Source organism: Bacillus zhangzhouensis, assembly GCF_000715205.1.
Lineage (GTDB): Bacteria > Bacillota > Bacilli > Bacillales > Bacillaceae > Bacillus > Bacillus zhangzhouensis.
In genome coordinates this window covers 17,220-36,933 of record NZ_JOTP01000008.1, presented here as the reverse complement: position 1 = coordinate 36,933, position 19,714 = coordinate 17,220, and the positions used below count along the sequence as shown (strand labels likewise).

Genomic DNA, 19,714 nt, shown 5'->3' with positions numbered 1-19,714 from the left:
AGGAGGCTGTACAATGCTGCAACAAAAAGTGTTAGCATCATTAGAATTTCATAAAGTAAAAGAAAAAGTGATGTCCTATACCGCATCCACTTTAGGAAAAGAAAGAGCGCAGGATTTAACGCCGCTCACGGATATAGAAACCATTCAGCATTTGCTGGAAGAGGTAGCAGAAGCACAAGATGTGATCCGTTTAAAGGGGTCTGCGCCGTTTGGCGGGTTAACGGATATTAGACGCGCAGTCAAACGGGCAGAAATCGGCAGTACATTAAATCCTTCTGAGCTGATGGAAATTGCAGGACTATTGTATGCTGTGAAGAATATGAAGCACTTTCTCACGTCCATGTATGAAGATGGTGTAGACATACCACGCCTTCATACATATGCAGAAACGCTTATTTTACTTCCAGAAGTCAGAAAAGAAATCGAGAGTTGTATTGGTGATAATGGAGAAGTGCTTGATCATGCAACTCCTGCACTTCGTTCGTTACGCATCCAATTACGCTCACTAGAATCAAAAGTACGTGATAAATTAGAATCGATGATTCGTTCACAATCTGCTTCAAAAATGCTTTCAGACACGATTGTGACCATTCGTAATGATCGTTTTGTGATTCCGGTGAAACAAGAGTACCGCTCGAACTATGGTGGAATTGTTCACGATCAGTCTTCTTCCGGGGCAACACTTTTTATTGAGCCTCAAGTGGTTGTTGATCTAAATAACACCTTGCAGCAAACTCGTTTAAAAGAAAAGCAAGAAGTCGAAAAGATCCTGCAAATGCTGACAGAGAGCGTGTCAGAGCATATTCACGAACTGATTCATAATGTAAAGGAACTTCAGACGTTAGACTTTATCTTTGCCAAAGCCAAATATGCAAAGACAGAAAAAGCAACAAAGCCTTCTGTAAACGATCAAGGAGAAATTTATTTAAAACGAGCAAGGCATCCCCTGTTGCCTCGGGATCAGGTCGTGGCAAATGACATTGAGCTTGGTAAGGATTTTTCAACGATCGTGATCACTGGACCAAATACAGGTGGTAAGACAGTCACCTTAAAAACACTAGGGCTGCTGACACTCATGACGCAAGCGGGTCTTCATATTCCAGTTGAAGAAGGATCGGAAGTGGCTGTATTCGACCAAGTGTTTGCTGATATTGGAGACGAACAGTCCATTGAACAAAGCTTGAGTACGTTCTCATCACATATGGTCAATATTGTGGATATTTTAAAGAATTTAACCTCGAATTCACTTGTGTTATTTGATGAATTAGGGGCAGGCACAGACCCTGCTGAAGGTGCAGCACTTGCGATGAGTATCTTAGATGAAGTTCATCAAACAAATGCGCGCGTCATCGCAACGACTCACTATCCTGAGCTCAAGGCATACGGGTATAACCGAGAAGGTGTCACAAATGCGAGCGTAGAGTTTGATATTGAAACCTTATCCCCAACGTATCGTTTGCTCATCGGTGTACCTGGACGAAGTAATGCGTTTGAAATTTCCAAACGTCTTGGTTTGCCTGACCATCTGATTGACCGGGCAAAAGCGGATATGCATGCAGAGCATAATGAAGTAGACCAAATGATTGCTTCATTAGAAGACAGTAAGAAACACGCAGAAGAAGAACTGCATGAGACAGAAGCCTATAGAAAAGAAGCTGAGAAGCTTCATAAGGAACTACAAAGACAAATTCTGGAATGGAATGAGCGAAAAGACAAGCTATTTGAAGAGGCCGAACAAAAAGCGAAAGAAAAAATCGAACAAGCAGCCAAAGAAGCAGAAGACATCATTCAAGAGCTGCGGTCCATTAAAAGTGAGCATCGCTCGTTCAAAGAACATGAACTCATCGATGCGAAAAAGCGTCTTGAAGAAGCTGTTCCTGAGTTTGACCGGAAGAAAAAACCAGAGCCAGCGAAAAAAGCAGAAAGACAACTAAAACCAGGCGATGAAGTCAAAGTGCTCACATTCGGACAAAAAGGAACACTGCTCGAACAAACGGGTGACAAAGAATGGGGTGTCCAAATGGGCATTCTGAAAATGAAAGTAAATGAAAAAGACATGGAATTTATCAAATCAGCACCCGAATTTAAGCAAGAGAAAGCCATTACGGCGGTCAAAGGGAAAGATTATCATGTATCGCTTGAGCTTGATTTAAGAGGAGAGCGTTATGAGAATGCTTTAAGCAGGGTCGAGAAATATTTAGATGATGCTGTATTAGCTGGCTATCCGCGCGTGTCGATTATCCATGGGAAAGGAACTGGTGCCCTAAGAAAAGGGGTCCAGGAATTATTAAAACAGCACAGAAGTGTGAAAAATGCTCGTTTTGGAGAACAGGGCGAGGGAGGATCAGGTGTCACCATCGTCGAATTAAAGTAAAAAGGAGAAAACGCATGAAAGCCTTTTGGGAAAATGAACTTGTGGAAATCGCCGCTTATTACAGCGTGGCCGTCCTATGTCTTGTCTTATTTCTAACCATTTTTGAACTCGTGACCTCCTATAAAAACTGGGAAGAGATCCAGCGGGGGAACTTAGCGGTTGCCATGGCAACCGGCGGGAAGATCTTTGGGATTGCGAATGTGTTTCAGCATTCCATCGCACAGCACAACTCCCTTCTTCAAATGGTTGGATGGGGCGTATATGGCTTTGTGATGCTGCTTGTCAGCTATTTTATTTTTGAATTTTTAACACCAAGATTTAAAGTAGACAAAGAGATTGAGAATGATAATAGAGCGGTCGGGTTTATTTCACTCATTATTTCAGTTGGGCTGTCTTACGTAGTAGCAGCCGGCATTTAAGGAGACGACATGGAAAAGCTAGCAAAAGTATTAATCGTAGTTGCCTGCACTTTTGCGGTCATTGGCGCCGTTTACATGTTCCTGTGAAATGAAGAATACAATATTAGAAAGCTGTCAGGGAACCCCTTGACAGCTTTTATCTCATCAAAGGCGGCGAATCATGATGAAGCAAATTCAGCAAAAAGACGAACTGATGAAGCGAATTGGTACTTTTCTCCAAAAGACATCACTTCCTCGAGACATATATGAACCGTATATCGCACGTCCATTTCAAACGACTGGGTTTTTTGATGATTTGAGTCCTTATATCGAGATCGTTCAAAATGGCTATATCCTCATTCAATATGAACGAGGAGTGCAAGTGCTTCATAAAAGAACAACAGAGGCGGATGAAGTTATTTACTGGATTTTAGAAGATACCATCTTTCTCACTGTTTACCTAGACATGATGAAAAAGTATCAAGTCGACAACATTCATACACATTTACCTAGTGACCCTAGTATCCATAAACAGATCGTAGACAGAGTCAATGAGTCGTTCCGTGCGATCGGAGGATTATATGAAAAGTGGCATCACGAAGGAAAAAGAGCAACTATAGAAACACAGGCGAAAAAATGAAGGTGTGTAATTGAACCAAGCTCTATTTGAAAAAAGCAAACTGCCTTAAGGAAAAGTTTGTTATAATACAATAGTACGAAAGTTCAGGAAGGAGGGTTTTTATGCAGTCAGATAAACGATGGCTTCTGCATTACCCGAATCAAATTCCCCACGAACTCACCATCCCAAATGAAACGTTACAATCTTACTTATTCAGCTCCGCAGAGGCAGCACCTGAGCATACAGCCATTCATTTTTTAGGAAAAAATATCACCTATGAACAGTTACAAGAAGACGCACTTAAACTAGCCAATCATCTGATGAAAATTGGCGTAAAAAAAGGCGACCGAGTAGCTATTATGCTACCAAACTGTCCTCAATCGGTCATTTCTTATTATGCTGTTTTGATCGCAGGCGGCATTGTTGTTCAAACGAACCCGCTTTATACAGAGAAAGAACTCGAGTATCAAATGGAGGACAGCGGCTCCAAAGTGCTAATCACACTCGATCTATTGTATCCAAAGGCCTATAAAATGAAAGCGCTGACAAGTATGGAGCACTTGATCATCACCAAACTACAAGATTATTTGCCATTCCCGAAAAACATTCTGTTCCCCATTGTCCAAAGAAGAAAAAACAAAATGGTCATCCAAGTCGAGAAAAGTGATACCATTCATCACTTCTCGCAGGTGATGAAAGAATCGTCAGGAGAACAGATTCCACAGCGAGCCTTTCAACCGAAAGAGGATGTCGCTGTTTTGCAGTATACAGGCGGAACGACCGGTTTACCAAAAGGGGTCATGCTCACACATGAAAATATATTAGCCAATACAGAAATGTGTGCATCCTGGATGTATAAAACGAACCGCGGAAAAGAACGGATTCTAGGCATCATTCCGTTTTTTCATGTGTACGGAATGACCACCGTATTGAACCTTGCAGTCAAAGAAGGTCATCAAATGATTCTTCTTCCTCGTTTTGATGTGGCTGATACCCTCAAAACCATTGAAAAACAGAAGCCGACGTTGTTTCCAGGAGCACCAACGATGTATATCGCCTTGCTGCATCACCCGAATATTGAAACGTATGACCTGTCGTCCATTAAGGCTTGTTTAAGCGGCTCTGCCGCTCTTCCTGTTGAAGTCAAACAAAGCTTTGAAAAATTAACAGGAGGACGGTTAGTGGAGGGATATGGTCTTTCAGAAACCTCACCAGTTACCCATGCCAACTTCTTATGGGGAGCGAATAAAACTGGCAGTATTGGCTGTCCTTGGCCCAATACAGATGCTGGCATTTATTGCGAGGAAACTGGGGGACTCAAAGAGCCATATGAGCATGGAGAAATTATTGTCAAAGGGCCGCAAATCATGAAAGGGTACTGGAATCAGCCAGAGGAGACAGCGGCTGTGTTACGAGATGACTGGTTTTTCACCGGAGATATTGGGTATATGGATGAAGACGGTTTCTTCTATATAGTAGACCGGAAAAAAGATGTCATCATCGCGAGCGGCTATAATATTTATCCAAGAGAGGTCGAAGAAGCCCTTTATGAGCATGAGCTTGTACAAGAAGTCGTCGTGGCAGGTATTCCAGATCCGTACAGGGGAGAAACAGTGAAAGCATTTGTTGTCCCGAAAAAGGATGCCTATTTAACAGAGGATGAGCTCGATCGTTTTGTCAGAACGAGAATTGCCTCATTTAAAGTGCCGCGTGTCTATGAATTTAAAGAGTCACTGCCTAAAACGGCCGTAGGGAAAATCTTGCGCAGAGTGTTAATTGAAGAAGAAAAAAGAAAGCAATCATCTTCTTCTGAAGCGCCTGTTGACCAATCTAAAAAATAACCTGTATCATCCGGTCTATTGGCCGGATGATTTGAATTGTGACTGTCTGCTCTGGTATGCTAAAGGTTGAAAAGAAAGTAGAAGGGCACTTGACAAATCACTCGTTTCTTTTTAACATGAAGATATGAATGAATGCTCATTCAATTCAGAAAGGGACGAAGCACATTGAAGCAGAAAAGACCGAAGTACATGCAAATTATTGATGCAGCAGTTGTGGTGATTGCAGAGAACGGCTATCATCAATCACAAGTTTCAAAGATTGCCAAACAAGCAGGGGTAGCAGACGGAACGATTTATCTCTATTTTAAAAACAAAGAGGATATTCTGATCTCATTATTCAAAGAAAAAATGGGACAATTCATCGAACGGATGGAAACAGATATTCAAAAGAAACCGTCTGCCAAAGAAAAACTTCTTCTACTGATTCAGGAACACTTTCGCCTGCTTTCGCAAGATCATCATTTGGCCCTTGTGACGCAGCTTGAACTCAGACAGTCAAACCTTGAACTGCGGCAAAAAATCAATGAGGTGCTGAAAGGGTATTTAAATATGCTTGACTCGATTTTAACAGAGGGAAAGCAAACGGGAGAATTCAGACAAGATCTAGATGTCCGCTTAGCGAGACAAATGGTATTTGGGACGATTGATGAAACCGCTACAACATGGGTCATGAATGATCAAAAGTATGATCTGACTGCACTTGCAGAAAACGTACATGATCTTCTCTTAAACGGAATACATCAATCTTAAAGACAATTGAAAAAGGATGATTGACATGGAAAAGATACTCAGCTTACACCAAGAAGAACAAATAGCGCTCATCACGATTCAACATCCACCTGCAAACGCCTTATCTTCTCAACTGCTCACTGAGCTCAATGACATGTTTGACCAGCTCGAACAAAACGAAGAAGTGAGAGCCATTGTGATCCATGGAGAAGGCAGATTTTTTTCAGCAGGTGCCGATATTAAAGAATTTACGACCTTGCAGAAAGAGTCTGATTATGCGAGTCTTGCAGACCGAGGACAGCAAGTGTTTGAACGAATTGAACAATGTCCAAAACCAGTCATTGCCTCCATTCACGGAGCAGCATTAGGCGGCGGTCTTGAGCTGGCGATGTCCTGTGATATTCGAATCGCAACAAAAGATGCGAAGCTTGGGCTGCCGGAACTAAACCTTGGCATCATTCCAGGATTCGGCGGAACGCAGCGCCTGCCTCGGTATGTTGGGTCTGCTAAAGCACTTGAAATGATGGGAACAGCTGAGCCGATTACAGGTGAAGAAGCACTTGCCTGCGGGCTTGTTTCAAAGCTGGCAGAAACAGAGGAAGAAGCGCTGAATGCAGCCAAAACACTAGCGGCGAAATTTGCAGCGAAAAGCCCTAAAACGCTCGAGTATGTGCTTGAGTTATTGAATGCGTCAAAAGTGTACTCATATGATGGTGGAATGAAGCTGGAAGCCAAAAAGTTTGGTGAGGTATTCCAATCAAATGACGCCAAAGAAGGCATCCAAGCCTTTATCGAAAAGCGCAAACCGAATTTTAAAGGGGAATAAGGGATTAGTACGACACAAGGGGGAGAAATGAATGAATATATTTGTTTTGATGAAGCGTACGTTTGACACGGAAGAGAAGATTTCCATTCAGTCTGGTGCAATTCAAGAAGATGGGGCAGAGTTCATTATTAATCCTTATGACGAGTACGCAATAGAAGAAGCGATTCAGCTTCGGGATGAGCACGGGGGAGAAGTGACTGTCGTGACAGTTGGCAGTGAGGATGCGGAGAAACAGCTAAGAACAGCACTTGCTATGGGCTGCGACCAAGCTGTTTTATTAAATGTTGAAGATGACTTGGAGGAGTGGGATCAATATTCCGCTTCTACCATTCTATATCACTATTTCAAGGATAAAGAGGCTTCCTTGATCTTAGCAGGAAATGTGGCGATTGACGGCGGGTCTGGACAAGTTGCCCCGCGCCTTGCTGAATTACTTGGATTTTCATATGTCACAACGATTACAAGCATTCAAATTGATGGCGATTCTGCTTCAATTGAACGGGATGCAGAGGGTGACGTGGAAGTGATTTCCGCCGAGCTCCCGCTGGTCGTCACAGCGCAGCAAGGTCTTAATGAGCCTCGTTATCCATCATTACCAGGCATTATGAAGGCAAAGAAAAAGCCTTTAGAAGAATTAGAACTAGATGATTTAGATCTCGATGAAGACGATGTGCCATATAAAATCAAAACGATTGAACGTTTCTTACCGGAGAAAAAAGAGGGTGGCAAGGTGCTGAGCGGTGAGCTTCAGGATCAAGTCAAAGAACTGACAGATCTACTAAGAAATGAAGCAAAAGTCATCTAAACATCCACTTTACGATATCACGAGAACAAGGGGGAGCTTAAAAGATGAGTAAAAAAGTTGTTGTACTTGGAGAAAGTCGTGACGGTAAATTAAGAAATGTGACATTTGAAGCAATTGCTGCCGCTCATCAAGTGGCTGATGGCGGTGAGGTCATTGGCGTGTTAATAGGGGATCACGTCAAAGAAAAAGCAGATGAACTGCTTTACTATGGAGCGGATCATGTCATGATTGTGGAGCATCCGCACCTTTCATATTATACATCTGATGGTTTTGCGCAGGCGCTTCAAGCCATATTAGATCAGGTCAATCCGGATGCAGTGCTCTTTGGCCATACGTCTATTGGAAAAGACTTGTCACCAAAAATAGCAGCACGCCTGCAGACAGGATTGATTTCAGACGCGATCGATGTAAGCGTTACCGGAGAACATCTCGTTTTCACTAGACCGATTTACTCTGGAAAAGCCTTCGAAAAAGTCATCTCGACGGATCGTCTACTTTTGGCCACCATTCGACCAAACAACGTGGCACCGCTTGAGCGGGATGCGTCACGAGGCGGAGAAGTCACTCCAATTTCTGTCGATATTCAGAACCTGCGAACGATCGTGAAGGAAGTCATTAAAAAAACGTCAGAAGGTGTAGACTTATCCGAAGCAAAAATCATTGTCGCTGGAGGGCGAGGGGTCAAGAGCAAAGAAGGCTTTGAACCGCTGAAAGAACTCGCCCAAACGCTGGGCGCAGCAGTCGGTGCCTCGCGTGGAGCTTGCGATGCAGATTACTGTGATTATGCCCTGCAAATTGGTCAAACTGGTAAGGTCGTCACACCTGATCTTTATATTGCCTGCGGGATTTCAGGCGCGATTCAGCATTTAGCCGGAATGTCTAACAGTAAAGTCATTGTTGCGATTAACAAAGATCCAGAAGCTGAGATCTTCAAAATCGCCGATTACGGAATCGTTGGTGACTTGTTCGAAGTGGTCCCGCTTTTGAATGAAGAGTTAAAAAAGATGAATATCCACTCGTAACGCTCATACACTCAGAATGCCTAGGTATTCTGGGTTTTTTTGTATGTCATTATGAAACAAAGGAGCGGTTGACAAGTGAAGGGGACAGTAAAAGTCAATGACGTGATCGGACGCATTTCAAAACACATCTATGGACACTTTCAAGAGCACTTAGGAAGAGGGATTTATGACGGGATTTGGGTAGGAGAAGACTCATCAATTGAACATATTGAAGGGATTCGAACCGATGTGCTAAAGGCGCTTCAAGCATTACATATCCCGGTGCTTAGGTGGCCGGGCGGCTGTTTTGCAGACGAGTATCATTGGGCAAATGGCGTTGGTGATCTGAGTGAACGAAAGCCCATGGTGAACACTCATTGGGGAGGTACCGTTGAATCAAATGCGTTTGGTACACATGAATTTATGCGATTGTGTGAGTTACTTGAATGTGAGCCTTATATTTGCGGCAATGTTGGAAGCGGGACTGTTCAAGAATTAGCGGAATGGGTAGAATACATTACATTTCCTAAGGGGACTCCTATGTCCGATTGGCGTATTCAAAATGGAAAAAAAGAGCCTTGGAAGCTGACTTATGTTGGCGTAGGCAATGAAAGCTGGGGATGCGGCGGGAATATGACGCCTGAATACTATGCAGACCTATATAAACGCTACCAAACGTATGTGAGAGAGTTTGCTGGTAACCGTATTTACAAAATCGCTTGCGGCGCGAACTCAAATGACGTGAATTGGACAAAAGTATTAATGGAACGGGCTGCACCATGGATGGATGGGCTCAGTTTGCATTACTATACCGTTCCTGGTACATGGGAGAAGAAAGGGTCTGCGACTGATTTTAATGAGGATGAATGGTTTACAACGTTGAAAAAGGCCTATGAGATGGAGCGTCTTGTCATGGATCATGGGATGGTCATGGATCGCTATGATCCAGACAAGCGAATTGGGATGATTATTGATGAATGGGGGACATGGTATGACCCAGAGCCAGGGACAAATCCAGGGTTTTTATATCAGCAAAACACACTGAGAGACGCCCTTGTCTGTGCCCTGCATTTTCATATATTTCACCGTCATTGCCAGCGGATTCACATGGCGAATATTGCCCAAACGGTCAATGTCCTGCAAGCGATGGTGTTAACGAAGGACGAAAAGATGATTCTGACCCCTACCTATCATGTATTTCACATGTTTCAAGTGCATCAAGAGGAAGAAGCACTTGAAGTGGAGTTTAATTCACCACCGTATGAACACCGAGGTGAAAGAATTCCTCAGGTCAGTGTGTCAGCCTCGCGTTCATCTGACAAGATGCATATTAGTTTTTGTCATCTGAATCCATATGAAAAAGCAGAGGTATCCCTTGCAATAGAGGGGATTGATCCACAAACCACTGCCACTGGCCGCGTGCTGACAGCTGATCGGATGAATGCGCACAATACATTTGATGATCCTCATTCCGTTCAGCCTGCGGATTTCCATCAATTCACGGCAAAATCCGGCGAATTAACCATAGATCTCCCGCCTATGTCGGTTGTGATGATGACTGTCGATCTGACTTGATCGCATATTTCGATGTTTGATGAGAAGAATGTTGGGGCATCATACATTGTAAATGAAGCGGAAAGGGAGTTATGTCATATGCTTAGAACCATTCTGATGATCATCGGTGCGATTGTTGTTATTGGTGCGATTATACGGTTTGTTTTTTAATTCATTTCATAAAAAAAGATTCGTAAGCATTTCATTCGCAAGTCACATTGGTAGATGCTATACTAAAAATCATAATTTACATTGGAGGAATGAATAATGGCAATCGTAAAAGCTACTGACGCAACATTTTCACAAGAAACTGCAGAAGGTGTTGTTCTTGCAGACTTTTGGGCACCATGGTGCGGACCTTGTAAAATGATTGCTCCAGTTCTTGAAGAACTTGATCAAGAAATGGGCGATAAAATGAAAATTGTAAAAGTTGATGTAGACGATAACCAAGAAACTGCTGGTAAATACGGCGTGATGAGTATCCCAACACTTCTTGTTTTAAAAGACGGTGAAGTCGTAGAAACGTCTGTTGGTTTCAAACCAAAAGAAGCACTAGCTGAGCTTGTCAACAAACATCTATAAATCCATCTATGCCAATGAGGCATGACCACTGAAGCGGTTCTCGTATAGACGAGAGCCGCTTTTCTTTCAACATGGTATAAAACAAATGTTCGTGATACACTAGAAGGAGTGAAAGAGGAAAACAAGGACGGATGAAAATATGAACAAACTGATCAAAGAAAAGCTGTCAGTCCTGCCTGATCGACCAGGCTGTTACTTAATGAAAGATAGACAAAATACGGTCATCTACGTGGGGAAGGCAAAGGTTTTAAAAAATAGAGTACGCTCTTATTTCACTGGATCTCATGATGCCAAAACGCAGCGGCTTGTCAGTGAAATTGAGGACTTTGAATACATTGTGACCTCATCTAATATTGAGGCACTGATTTTAGAGCTGAATTTAATTAAAAAGTATGACCCAAAATACAATGTCATGCTCAAGGATGACAAGACGTATCCCTTTATTAAAATTACGAATGAACGGCACCCTAAGCTGATCGTTACCCGCAATGTGAAAAAGGATAAAGGGAGATACTTCGGTCCATATCCGAACGTACAAGCAGCAAGAGAAACCAAAAAGCTGCTTGACCGCTTATATCCACTAAGAAAATGTGCGACACTCCCTGATCGTGTCTGTCTTTATTATCATCTTGGTCAATGTCTCGCGCCATGTGTGTATGACATTTCTGAAGAAACGAATAAACAGCTCGTGGATGAAATCACCAGGTTTCTAAATGGAGGGCACCAGCAAATCAAAAAAGAACTAACCGAAAAGATGCAGGAAGCGGCCGAACAATTAGAGTTTGAGCGGGCAAAAGAACTGAGAGATCAAATCGCTTACATCGACTCAACGATGGAAAAGCAGAAAATGACAATGAGTGATTTATCAGATCGAGATGTATTTGCGTATGCCTATGATAAGGGCTGGATGTGTGTCCAAGTCTTTTTCATCAGACAGGGGAAATTGATTGAACGTGATGTCAGCCTGTTTCCTATGTATCAAGACCCTGAGGAAGAATTCCTCACATTTTTAGGGCAATTTTATGAAAAGAACAACCACTTCCTGCCGAAGGAAATTTTAGTGCCAGACAGTGTAGATCAAGAGATGATCGAGCAATTGCTTGAGACGAACGTTCACCAGCCGAAAAAAGGAAAGAAAAAGGATTTGCTTTTACTTGCACACCAAAACGCCAAAATCGCTCTGAAAGAAAAATTCTCGCTCATTGAGCGCGATGAAGAAAGGACGATTGGAGCGGTGAAGCAGCTAGGGGATGCACTTAATATTTATATGCCATACCGGATCGAGGCATTTGATAACTCAAATATTCAAGGAGCGGACCCTGTTTCCGCCATGGTTGTCTTTCAGGATGGGAAGCCATATAAAAAGGAATACCGGAAATACAAAATCAAAACTGTCGCAGGGCCAGATGATTATGCATCCATGCGCGAAGTCATCAGAAGACGATATACACGCGTGTTAAAGGATGAGCTGCCGCTGCCAGATTTAATTTTAATTGACGGAGGAAAAGGCCAAATCAACGCAGCCATAGACGTGCTTGAAAATGAATTGAATCTGTCTGTTCCAGTGGCAGGTCTTGTGAAAGATGAAAAACACCGGACATCGAATCTCATGATGGGTGATACACTTGAAATTGTTGCGCTGGAGCGTAACAGTCAAGCCTTTTATTTATTGCAGCGTATTCAAGATGAAGTGCACCGGTTTGCCATTAGCTTTCACCGGCAGCTACGCGGAAAAAATGCATTCCAGTCTATTTTAGATGATGTACCAGGCATTGGAGAAAAGCGTAAAAAACAGCTCCTCAAACATTTTGGCTCTGTGAAAAAGATGAAAGAAGCCTCTGTCCAAGATTTTCAGGAGGCTGGCATTCCGAAACAAACGGCCGAACTTTTAATGGAGGCATTAAAAAAATAGATTGTACTTTTTCCAAAAGTCTGTTAAGATGTGACTAATTTAATAAATGAACGTGTTGTTTGTTGAGGATAGAGGTGCGAACTTCAAGAGTAGGCCTTCAGAGATCGATGGGATCTAGGAAGAGGGCTGAAAGGGGAGCGTCGCCGAAGTGAATAAAATCCACTCATTTTATTCGCTGGCTGTACATTGAAGAAATGTAGGGCTGTCAAGAATTTATTTCTTGGAGGGCTATCTCATTGTTTGCATCTTTTGATGATTTCAAAGCAATGGGAGATTTGTTCTCTCATTGCTTTTTTTATTTGCAGTGAGTGGGCAGTCTCCAAAGCCGCTTCTTGCTCTTCTCTCACACGTGATCTTTTGAAAAAGGGTGGTAGACATGGGACTAATCGTACAAAAATTTGGCGGAACATCCGTTGGATCGACAGAAAAAATTCGCAAAGCCGCAGAGAGAGTCATCACTGAACGTAAGGCAGGTCATGATGTGGTCGTGGTTGTGTCGGCGATGGGCAAATCAACTGATGTTTTAGTAGACCTTGCCAAAGAACTCACAGATGATCCAAGCAATAGAGAAATGGATATGCTGCTAACAACTGGGGAGCAAGTGACCATTTCATTATTAGCGATGGCGCTGCAAGCAAAAGGCTATGATGCCATTTCCTTTACAGGCTGGCAGGCTGGTATGAAAACAGAGCAGGTGCACGGAAATGCAAGAATCGTGGAAATCGATGAATCAAGAATCAAAGAGGAACTAAGTGCGGGAAAAGTCGTTGTGGTAGCAGGCTTCCAAGGAATTGCAGATGACCTACATATCACAACACTTGGACGCGGTGGATCAGATACGACGGCTGTAGCACTTGCTGCTGCATTAAAAGCCGACAAATGTGATATATACACAGATGTACCAGGTGTGTTTACGACAGATCCGCGTTATGTACCGTCCGCGCGAAAACTTGCAGGAATTTCATACGATGAGATGCTCGAGCTGGCCAATTTAGGGGCAGGCGTTTTGCATCCGAGAGCCGTCGAGTTTGCGAAAAATTATCAAGTCCCACTAGAAGTCCGTTCTAGTATTATAAATGAATCGGGTACGTTAATTGAGGAGGAATCATCCATGGAACAAAATTTAGTCGTAAGAGGAATTGCATTTGAAGATCAGATGACACGCGTGACGGTGTGCGGCCTTTCAAGCGGTTTAACAACATTGTCGACCATTTTTACGACGCTTGCTAAGCAAAATATCAATGTTGATATCATCATTCAGTCCGTCACAAGCACAAATCAGACTTCCATCTCTTTCTCTGTGAAAACGGATGATTTGTCCAAAACAGTTGAAGTGCTAGAAGAATATAAAGGGGCGCTCGGCTATGAGCAGATTGAGACAGAAAGCAAATTAGCCAAAGTATCCATCGTTGGCTCTGGTATGGTTTCAAACCCAGGCGTCGCTGCTGAAATGTTCGCCGTTTTAGCTCAAAAAGACATTCAAGTAAAAATGGTTAGTACGTCTGAGATCAAAGTCTCAACAGTGGTTAGCCGTGATGATATGGTCAAAGCGGTGGAAGCCCTGCATGATGCATTTGATTTATCGAAAGTGAGCGCAGCTGCTCATTCTTAAAAAATAAAAAGAGGTGTATCTCATGAAAGAGTGCATCTCTTTTTTATATTTGTACCGGGTACATATCAAGAATGGAACATGTGCATAAACCTATTCACTAAGTATGCTATGATAGAAGGAGACATATAAAAAAAGGCGTGACCGGTAGTCCTCGCCTTTCAGAAGCAGTGTTAGCTAGGGTCTCTTAAATCCCATTTAACGGTTAAAATGACTTTATCAGCACGCTTTTTCACTTGCTCATAGGATTCAGCAACATGCTCATTGAGAAGCTGAATCTGTTCAGCAATAAAACCTGCCTCCATTTGAAAGCATGGCTCTTTTTGATAGGTGAGTCGATTCGATACAAGAGGACCTTCGAGCTCAAACTCAATTTCCTGTTTTTTAGAATGGACCATCGTAAGAGTCCCCCATCCGGCATCATGGAAAAATTCGGGGATTTTCTCCCATGACTCTTGAGGGAATTTACGAGCAAGCAGCTTACCCGCAAAATACATCATAGATGAATGATCCTGACCAAGAATGTCAGGCAGCAGAACTTCGCGTATCAGCTCGTAGGCAAATCCATTGACTTCAATTTCTTTTAGCTGTTCTAAGTTAGATTCAAATTTATTCATTGTACGGCTCCCCTCTTTCAACAATTTATTATAGCTTATGTGGGCATATGATGACAGAGTTTTCCCTGAAGTCTAAGAAATTCTTATTGTAATAAAACGAATTTTGATTTAAAACTTTTAAATTTCGGAAAATTTTAATTTATGTACGCGGTTTCTTGACGCTTATTTGACATAGGAGTAAAATGAAATTGTCAATAAATTTGAATAAAGTGCTTACATTTGAAAGAAGCGGGGGTAAGACAAATTTCAAGCAATTGCACTTTTTACTAGGGGGTAAAGTAATGTCGGGGAACAAAGAATTTTTTTATCGGAGATTGCATTCTTTGCTTGGCGTCATTCCGGTCGGTCTATTTTTAGTACAGCACTTAGTGATTAACCACTTTGCGACGAATGGACCAGAGGCGTTTAACAAAGCTGCACACTTTATGGAACAGCTTCCATTCAGGTATGCACTTGAGCTGTTCGTGATTTTCTTACCACTGATCTATCATGCTGTTTATGGGGTGTACATAGCCTTTACGGCACAAAACAACACGTCTCGCTTCAGTTACTTAAGAAACTGGTTGTTCAGACTGCAAAGGGTTACTGGTATCATCACATTGATTTTTATCACTTGGCACGTATGGGAAACACGAATTCAAGCGCAGCTTGGAGCGGAAGTAAACTATGACATGATGGCGAATATTTTAAGCTCTCCATTTATGCTAGGTTTCTATATTGTCGGCGTTTTATCTACTATTTTCCACTTTGCTAATGGCTTGTGGTCATTTGCTGTCAGCTGGGGAATTACCGTTTCACCACGCTCACAAAGAATCTCCACATATGTGACATTAGGTATATTTATAGCGCTTTCATATGTAGGGCTAAGAGCAATTTTCGCTTTTGTTTAAGAGGAAATAGATTAGTAGAAGAGGGAGAGGGGCTACAATGAGTAATTCTAGCATCATCGTTGTCGGAGGCGGCTTAGCTGGTCTCATGGCAACTATAAAAGCAGCAGAAGCGGGAACAGCTGTTAAACTATTTTCAATCGTACCTGTAAAACGTTCGCATTCAGTATGTGCACAGGGCGGAATCAACGGAGCGGTGAATACAAAAGGTGAAGGGGATTCACCTTATGAGCATTTTGATGACACGGTATATGGCGGAGATTTCTTAGCCAACCAGCCGCCAGTAAAGGCAATGTGTGAAGCAGCGCCGTCCATTATCCACTTACTTGATCGTATGGGTGTTATGTTTAACAGAACACCAGAGGGATTACTGGACTTCCGCCGCTTCGGGGGAACACAGCACCACCGTACAGCATTTGCTGGTGCCACAACGGGTCAGCAGCTATTATACGCACTGGATGAGCAGGTTCGCCGCTATGAAGTAGCAGGGCTTGTCACGAAATATGAAGGCTGGGAATTCCTTGGCGCTGTTTTAGATGACGAGGAAGTATGCCGAGGCATTGTGGCGCAGAACTTGACGACAATGGAAATTGAATCCTTCCGTTCAGATGCAGTGATCATGGCAACAGGCGGTCCTGGAATCGTGTTCGGTAAATCAACGAACTCCATGATCAATACTGGATCAGCTGCATCAATCGTTTATCAGCAAGGTGCTCATTATGCAAATGGAGAATTCATTCAAATTCACCCAACAGCGATCCCAGGAGATGACAAGCTTCGTCTCATGAGTGAATCGGCTCGTGGTGAAGGCGGACGTGTTTGGACATATAAAGACGGGAAGCCTTGGTACTTCCTTGAAGAAAAATACCCAGCATACGGGAACCTTGTACCGCGTGACATTGCAACGCGTGAAATCTTCGACGTATGTGTTGAGCAAAAGCTTGGCATCAACGGAGAGAACATGGTATACCTTGATCTTTCTCACAAAGATCCAAAAGAGCTTGATATTAAGCTTGGTGGAATCATTGAAATCTATGAAAAATTCATGGGGGATGACCCGCGTAAGCTTCCGATGAAAATTTTCCCTGCTGTTCATTACTCAATGGGCGGACTATGGGTCGATTATGATCAAATGACAAATATTAAAGGCTTGTTCGCTGCCGGAGAATGTGATTACTCTATGCATGGCGGAAACAGACTTGGAGCGAACTCATTGCTTTCTGCAATTTACGGCGGAATGGTCGCAGGACCAAATGCTGTGAAATACATTAACGGTCTTGAAAAGTCAGCAGAAGACCTTTCTTCTGCAACATTTGACAGCGCCGTGAAGAAAGAGCAGGAGAAATGGGACAACATCCTTAGCATGGATGGAACAGAAAATGCGTACGTGCTTCATAAAGAGCTTGGAGAATGGATGACGGATAACGTGACAGTGGTTCGTTACAATGACAAACTCTTAAAAACAGATCAGAAGATTGAAGAACTGATGGAGCGCTATAAGCATATCAACATCAACGATACAGCATCATGGAGCAACCAAGGCGCTGCCTTCACGCGTCAGCTTGACAACATGCTTCAGCTGGCAAGAGTCATTACGATCGGGGCATACAACCGGAATGAAAGCCGAGGCGCACACTATAAACCGGAATTCCCAGAAAGACACGATGAAGAATTCCTGAAAACAACGATGGCTACGTTCAAAGGGAAAAATCAGAAGCCTGCATTCCACTATGAGGACGTCGATGTATCGTTAATTGCACCTCGTAAACGAGATTACTCGAAGAAAAAGGTGGAGAAATAAGATGAGTGAAAAAAACACGATTCAATTCATTATCACACGTCAAGATACAGCAGATGGAAAGTCTTATGATGAGGAATTCGAAATCCCTTACCGTCCGAATATGAACGTCATTTCCGCACTCATGGAAATTAGACGTAACCCAGTCAATAAACAAGGTGAAAAAACAACGGCCATCAACTGGGATATGAACTGTCTTGAAGAGGTGTGTGGAGCTTGTTCCATGGTCATTAATGGAACACCGCGCCAGTCGTGTACAGCCTTGATTGACAAGTTAGAGCAGCCGATCCGTCTCCAGCCGATGAAGACATTCCCGGTTGTGAGAGACTTGCAGGTTGATAGAAGCCGCATGTTTAATTCCTTGAAAAAAGTCAAAGCATGGGTGCCGATCGATGGCACATATGACCTTGGGCCTGGACCAAGAATGCCTGAGAAGAAGCGTCAATGGGCGTATGAGCTGTCTAAATGTATGACATGTGGTGTCTGCCTTGAAGCTTGTCCAAACGTGAACGATAAGTCTTCCTTTATGGGCCCTGCACCGCTTTCACAAGTTCGTTTATTTAACGCACATCCGACAGGTGCGATGAATAAGTCTGACCGTCTAGAAGAAATTATGGGTGATGGCGGTCTAGCGAACTGCGGGAACTCCCAAAACTGTGTGCAGGCTTGTCCGAAAGGAATCCCGCTGACAACGTCAATTGCAGCACTAAACCGAGATACAACCTTACAAGCTTTCCGTAACTTCTTCGGAAGCGATCACGCAGAATAACATCACATTCAGTCCTCTTTGCCAATCATGATGAGTGTTTAAAGAGGCTGGATGCAACACATAACAAACGCCTCTTCCATACGGGAGAGGCGTTTGTTTGCGAATAAGGAGTAGATCAAATGAGACTGCCGTCATATATTGAAGAACCCTTTGAACAATGGAGAGCATCCTTTCGATTTTATGTAGAAACGACTGTCCGTTTTTCAGAAACAGATATGTTTGGCCACATGAACAATGTCACCCCTTTTGTGTATTTCGAAGAGGCGCGGATTGCCTTTTTTCAAAAAACAGGGCTTGTTGATAAACGAATGAAACGCGCGCGAGAGACCATCACGGTCGTTGCAAACCTGCAATGTGATTACATCAAACAAGTGGAGATCGGTGAGAGGCTTCGTGTGTATGTAAAGCCTGAAAAAGTTGGATCAAGCTCCCTCATCCTTCATTACCTAGGAGAAAATGAACAGCAGGAACCATGCTTTACAGGCTCTGTGACCATGGTGCAAATTAGTAAAGACACAGGCGCATCTGTCCCATTTACAGAAGAAGAAAAAGAGACATTTCAGGCTCAGCGAAATTAACGGTTGATCAAACGTGTATGCTTCGTTTTGTTATAATAAAAAAATCATATCAAGAAGAAACAAAAGGAGAACACATGAAGATTTTTCAATATGACACCATTGATAGTACAAATAATGAAGCGAAAAGGCTTATTCAACAAGGAGAAGTCCCTTCATTTGCCGTCTATGCCCGGCAGCAGACAGCAGGAAGAGGGAGGCTCGGCAGACCGTGGGAAACGCCTACAGGGAATGTTGCGGTGACCATGACGGTCATGCCACCAGAAAATCTCTCCACCCAATCAACGATTGCCCCGGTGACGGCACTAGCGATCTATGATGTACTCAAACCACTCATGAGAGCTGAGGATCAGCTGGCGATCAAATGGCCAAATGATATTCTCATTAATGAAGCAAAAGTATCCGGCACATTGATTGAAGCGGACCGCAGCGCCATCTATATCGGTGTTGGCATCAATGTAGAGACAAAGCCGGAACATGTCCCGTACAAAACCATTTGCTTATCAGAGCTTGCAGAGGTGAAAGCAGATCAGCTTGTGAAAGAACTGGCAGTGGCTTTTGAAAAATACTATACACGCTGGCAGAATGAAGGATTTGAAGCACTCACTGCCCTTTACAACAAACGGTTATTTCGTCTGAATCAACCGCTTCGTATCTCGTTAGATCGTGAAAAACAAACATGGCAGGAAGGTATTTGCTGCGGGGTCAACCGCCATGGTCATCTGCAACTAAAAGATGAGCAAGGGCATATAAAAGCCCATTCTGCCGGAGATATTGATGCACCGCCCCAGCATTAAAAAAAGCAGACGATGTTCTCG

At 43.1% G+C, this 19,714-nt stretch carries 18 protein-coding genes and 1 riboswitch; of the genes, 17 read left to right on the top strand and 1 reads right to left on the bottom strand.

Features of this window, described 5'->3' with window-relative positions; genetic code table 11:
- The first annotated feature begins 16 nt into the window (after positions 1–16).
- The 12 genes from BA70_RS08745 to BA70_RS08690 all read left to right on the top strand — a co-directional run bounded on the left by BA70_RS08745 (position 17) and on the right by BA70_RS08690 (position 14,253).
- Positions 17–2,374 (top strand): endonuclease MutS2, encoded by a 2,358-nt coding sequence (locus BA70_RS08745; RefSeq protein ID WP_034321105.1) that lies wholly within the window; start codon positions 17–19, stop codon positions 2,372–2,374.
- A gap of 14 nt (positions 2,375–2,388) precedes the next feature.
- Positions 2,389–2,793, top strand: coding sequence for a DUF350 domain-containing protein (locus BA70_RS08740; RefSeq protein WP_007501637.1), 405 nt, complete (start codon positions 2,389–2,391; stop codon positions 2,791–2,793).
- Between the two features lie 163 nt (positions 2,794–2,956).
- Positions 2,957–3,412, top strand: coding sequence for an Imm63 family immunity protein (locus BA70_RS08735; protein ID WP_034321102.1), 456 nt, complete (start codon positions 2,957–2,959; stop codon positions 3,410–3,412).
- Between the two features lie 101 nt (positions 3,413–3,513).
- The gene (locus BA70_RS08730; RefSeq protein ID WP_034320870.1) at positions 3,514–5,232 is read left to right on the top strand and encodes an AMP-binding protein; all 1,719 of its coding nucleotides are present in this window, start codon (positions 3,514–3,516) and stop codon (positions 5,230–5,232) included.
- A 165-nt stretch (positions 5,233–5,397) separates the two neighbouring features.
- Entirely contained in the window at positions 5,398–5,982 is a 585-nt protein-coding gene (locus BA70_RS08725; RefSeq protein WP_034321098.1) for a TetR/AcrR family transcriptional regulator, read from the top strand.
- 25 nt (positions 5,983–6,007) lie between these two features.
- A complete protein-coding gene (locus BA70_RS08720) occupies positions 6,008–6,787 on the top strand; it encodes an enoyl-CoA hydratase (RefSeq protein ID WP_034320867.1) in 780 nt (259 codons plus the stop codon).
- 31 nt (positions 6,788–6,818) lie between these two features.
- Positions 6,819–7,592 carry an electron transfer flavoprotein subunit beta/FixA family protein gene (locus tag BA70_RS08715; protein ID WP_034320864.1) on the top strand — a complete coding sequence of 258 codons (774 nt, stop codon included), beginning with the start codon at positions 6,819–6,821 and terminating at the stop codon, positions 7,590–7,592.
- Positions 7,593–7,636: 44 nt separating this feature from the next.
- The gene (locus BA70_RS08710; RefSeq protein WP_034320861.1) at positions 7,637–8,614 is read left to right on the top strand and encodes an electron transfer flavoprotein subunit alpha/FixB family protein; all 978 of its coding nucleotides are present in this window, start codon (positions 7,637–7,639) and stop codon (positions 8,612–8,614) included.
- 75 nt (positions 8,615–8,689) lie between these two features.
- Positions 8,690–10,168, top strand: coding sequence for an alpha-N-arabinofuranosidase (locus tag BA70_RS08705; RefSeq protein WP_034320858.1), 1,479 nt, complete (start codon positions 8,690–8,692; stop codon positions 10,166–10,168).
- A 246-nt stretch (positions 10,169–10,414) separates the two neighbouring features.
- A complete protein-coding gene (trxA, locus tag BA70_RS08700) occupies positions 10,415–10,729 on the top strand; it encodes a thioredoxin (RefSeq protein ID WP_034320855.1) in 315 nt (104 codons plus the stop codon).
- 139 nt (positions 10,730–10,868) lie between these two features.
- Complete coding sequence (uvrC, locus tag BA70_RS08695; protein ID WP_034320852.1) at positions 10,869–12,641, top strand: excinuclease ABC subunit UvrC; 1,773 nt, start codon at positions 10,869–10,871, stop codon at positions 12,639–12,641.
- A 61-nt stretch (positions 12,642–12,702) separates the two neighbouring features.
- A riboswitch (Lysine riboswitch) is annotated at positions 12,703–12,880 on the top strand.
- Positions 12,881–13,017: 137 nt separating this feature from the next.
- Positions 13,018–14,253: an aspartate kinase gene (locus tag BA70_RS08690; RefSeq protein WP_034320851.1), complete on the top strand. Its 1,236-nt coding sequence runs from the start codon at positions 13,018–13,020 to the stop codon at positions 14,251–14,253.
- Between the two features lie 170 nt (positions 14,254–14,423).
- Here the strand turns inward: BA70_RS08690 and BA70_RS08685 are convergent, their stop codons facing one another.
- A complete protein-coding gene (locus BA70_RS08685; protein ID WP_003216293.1) occupies positions 14,424–14,867 on the bottom strand; it encodes a YslB family protein in 444 nt (147 codons plus the stop codon).
- 281 nt (positions 14,868–15,148) lie between these two features.
- Between BA70_RS08685 and BA70_RS08680 the strand changes: the two genes are divergently transcribed.
- From BA70_RS08680 to BA70_RS08660, 5 genes are all read left to right on the top strand, one after another.
- Complete coding sequence (locus tag BA70_RS08680) at positions 15,149–15,757, top strand: succinate dehydrogenase cytochrome b558 subunit (RefSeq protein WP_034320848.1); 609 nt, start codon at positions 15,149–15,151, stop codon at positions 15,755–15,757.
- 37 nt (positions 15,758–15,794) lie between these two features.
- Positions 15,795–17,555 (top strand): succinate dehydrogenase flavoprotein subunit, encoded by a 1,761-nt coding sequence (gene sdhA, locus BA70_RS08675; RefSeq protein ID WP_034320846.1) that lies wholly within the window; start codon positions 15,795–15,797, stop codon positions 17,553–17,555.
- A gap of 1 nt (position 17,556) precedes the next feature.
- Positions 17,557–18,321 (top strand): succinate dehydrogenase iron-sulfur subunit, encoded by a 765-nt coding sequence (gene sdhB / locus BA70_RS08670; protein ID WP_034320843.1) that lies wholly within the window; start codon positions 17,557–17,559, stop codon positions 18,319–18,321.
- A gap of 119 nt (positions 18,322–18,440) precedes the next feature.
- A complete protein-coding gene (locus BA70_RS08665) occupies positions 18,441–18,899 on the top strand; it encodes an acyl-CoA thioesterase (RefSeq protein WP_034320841.1) in 459 nt (152 codons plus the stop codon).
- 74 nt (positions 18,900–18,973) lie between these two features.
- Positions 18,974–19,693, top strand: coding sequence for a biotin--[acetyl-CoA-carboxylase] ligase (locus tag BA70_RS08660; protein ID WP_034320839.1), 720 nt, complete (start codon positions 18,974–18,976; stop codon positions 19,691–19,693).
- Positions 19,694–19,714: the final 21 nt, after the last annotated feature.

Excerpts from the sequence above, each read along its gene's own strand:
- BA70_RS08740 (WP_007501637.1), top strand. The coding sequence starts at position 2,389 with ATGAAAGCCTTTTGGGAAAATGAACTTGTGGAAATCGCCGCTTATTAC.
- BA70_RS08735 (WP_034321102.1), top strand. The coding sequence starts at position 2,957 with ATGAAGCAAATTCAGCAAAAAGACGAACTGATGAAGCGAATTGGTACT.
- BA70_RS08730 (WP_034320870.1), top strand. The coding sequence starts at position 3,514 with ATGCAGTCAGATAAACGATGGCTTCTGCATTACCCGAATCAAATTCCC.
- BA70_RS08720 (WP_034320867.1), top strand. The coding sequence starts at position 6,008 with ATGGAAAAGATACTCAGCTTACACCAAGAAGAACAAATAGCGCTCATC.
- BA70_RS08715 (WP_034320864.1), top strand. The coding sequence starts at position 6,819 with ATGAATATATTTGTTTTGATGAAGCGTACGTTTGACACGGAAGAGAAG.
- BA70_RS08710 (WP_034320861.1), top strand. The coding sequence starts at position 7,637 with ATGAGTAAAAAAGTTGTTGTACTTGGAGAAAGTCGTGACGGTAAATTA.
- trxA (WP_034320855.1), top strand. The coding sequence starts at position 10,415 with ATGGCAATCGTAAAAGCTACTGACGCAACATTTTCACAAGAAACTGCA.
- uvrC (WP_034320852.1), top strand. The coding sequence starts at position 10,869 with ATGAACAAACTGATCAAAGAAAAGCTGTCAGTCCTGCCTGATCGACCA.
- BA70_RS08690 (WP_034320851.1), top strand. The coding sequence starts at position 13,018 with ATGGGACTAATCGTACAAAAATTTGGCGGAACATCCGTTGGATCGACA.
- BA70_RS08685 (WP_003216293.1), bottom strand. The coding sequence starts at position 14,867 with ATGAATAAATTTGAATCTAACTTAGAACAGCTAAAAGAAATTGAAGTC.
- BA70_RS08680 (WP_034320848.1), top strand. The coding sequence starts at position 15,149 with ATGTCGGGGAACAAAGAATTTTTTTATCGGAGATTGCATTCTTTGCTT.
- sdhA (WP_034320846.1), top strand. The coding sequence starts at position 15,795 with ATGAGTAATTCTAGCATCATCGTTGTCGGAGGCGGCTTAGCTGGTCTC.
- sdhB (WP_034320843.1), top strand. The coding sequence starts at position 17,557 with ATGAGTGAAAAAAACACGATTCAATTCATTATCACACGTCAAGATACA.
- BA70_RS08665 (WP_034320841.1), top strand. The coding sequence starts at position 18,441 with ATGAGACTGCCGTCATATATTGAAGAACCCTTTGAACAATGGAGAGCA.
- BA70_RS08660 (WP_034320839.1), top strand. The coding sequence starts at position 18,974 with ATGAAGATTTTTCAATATGACACCATTGATAGTACAAATAATGAAGCG.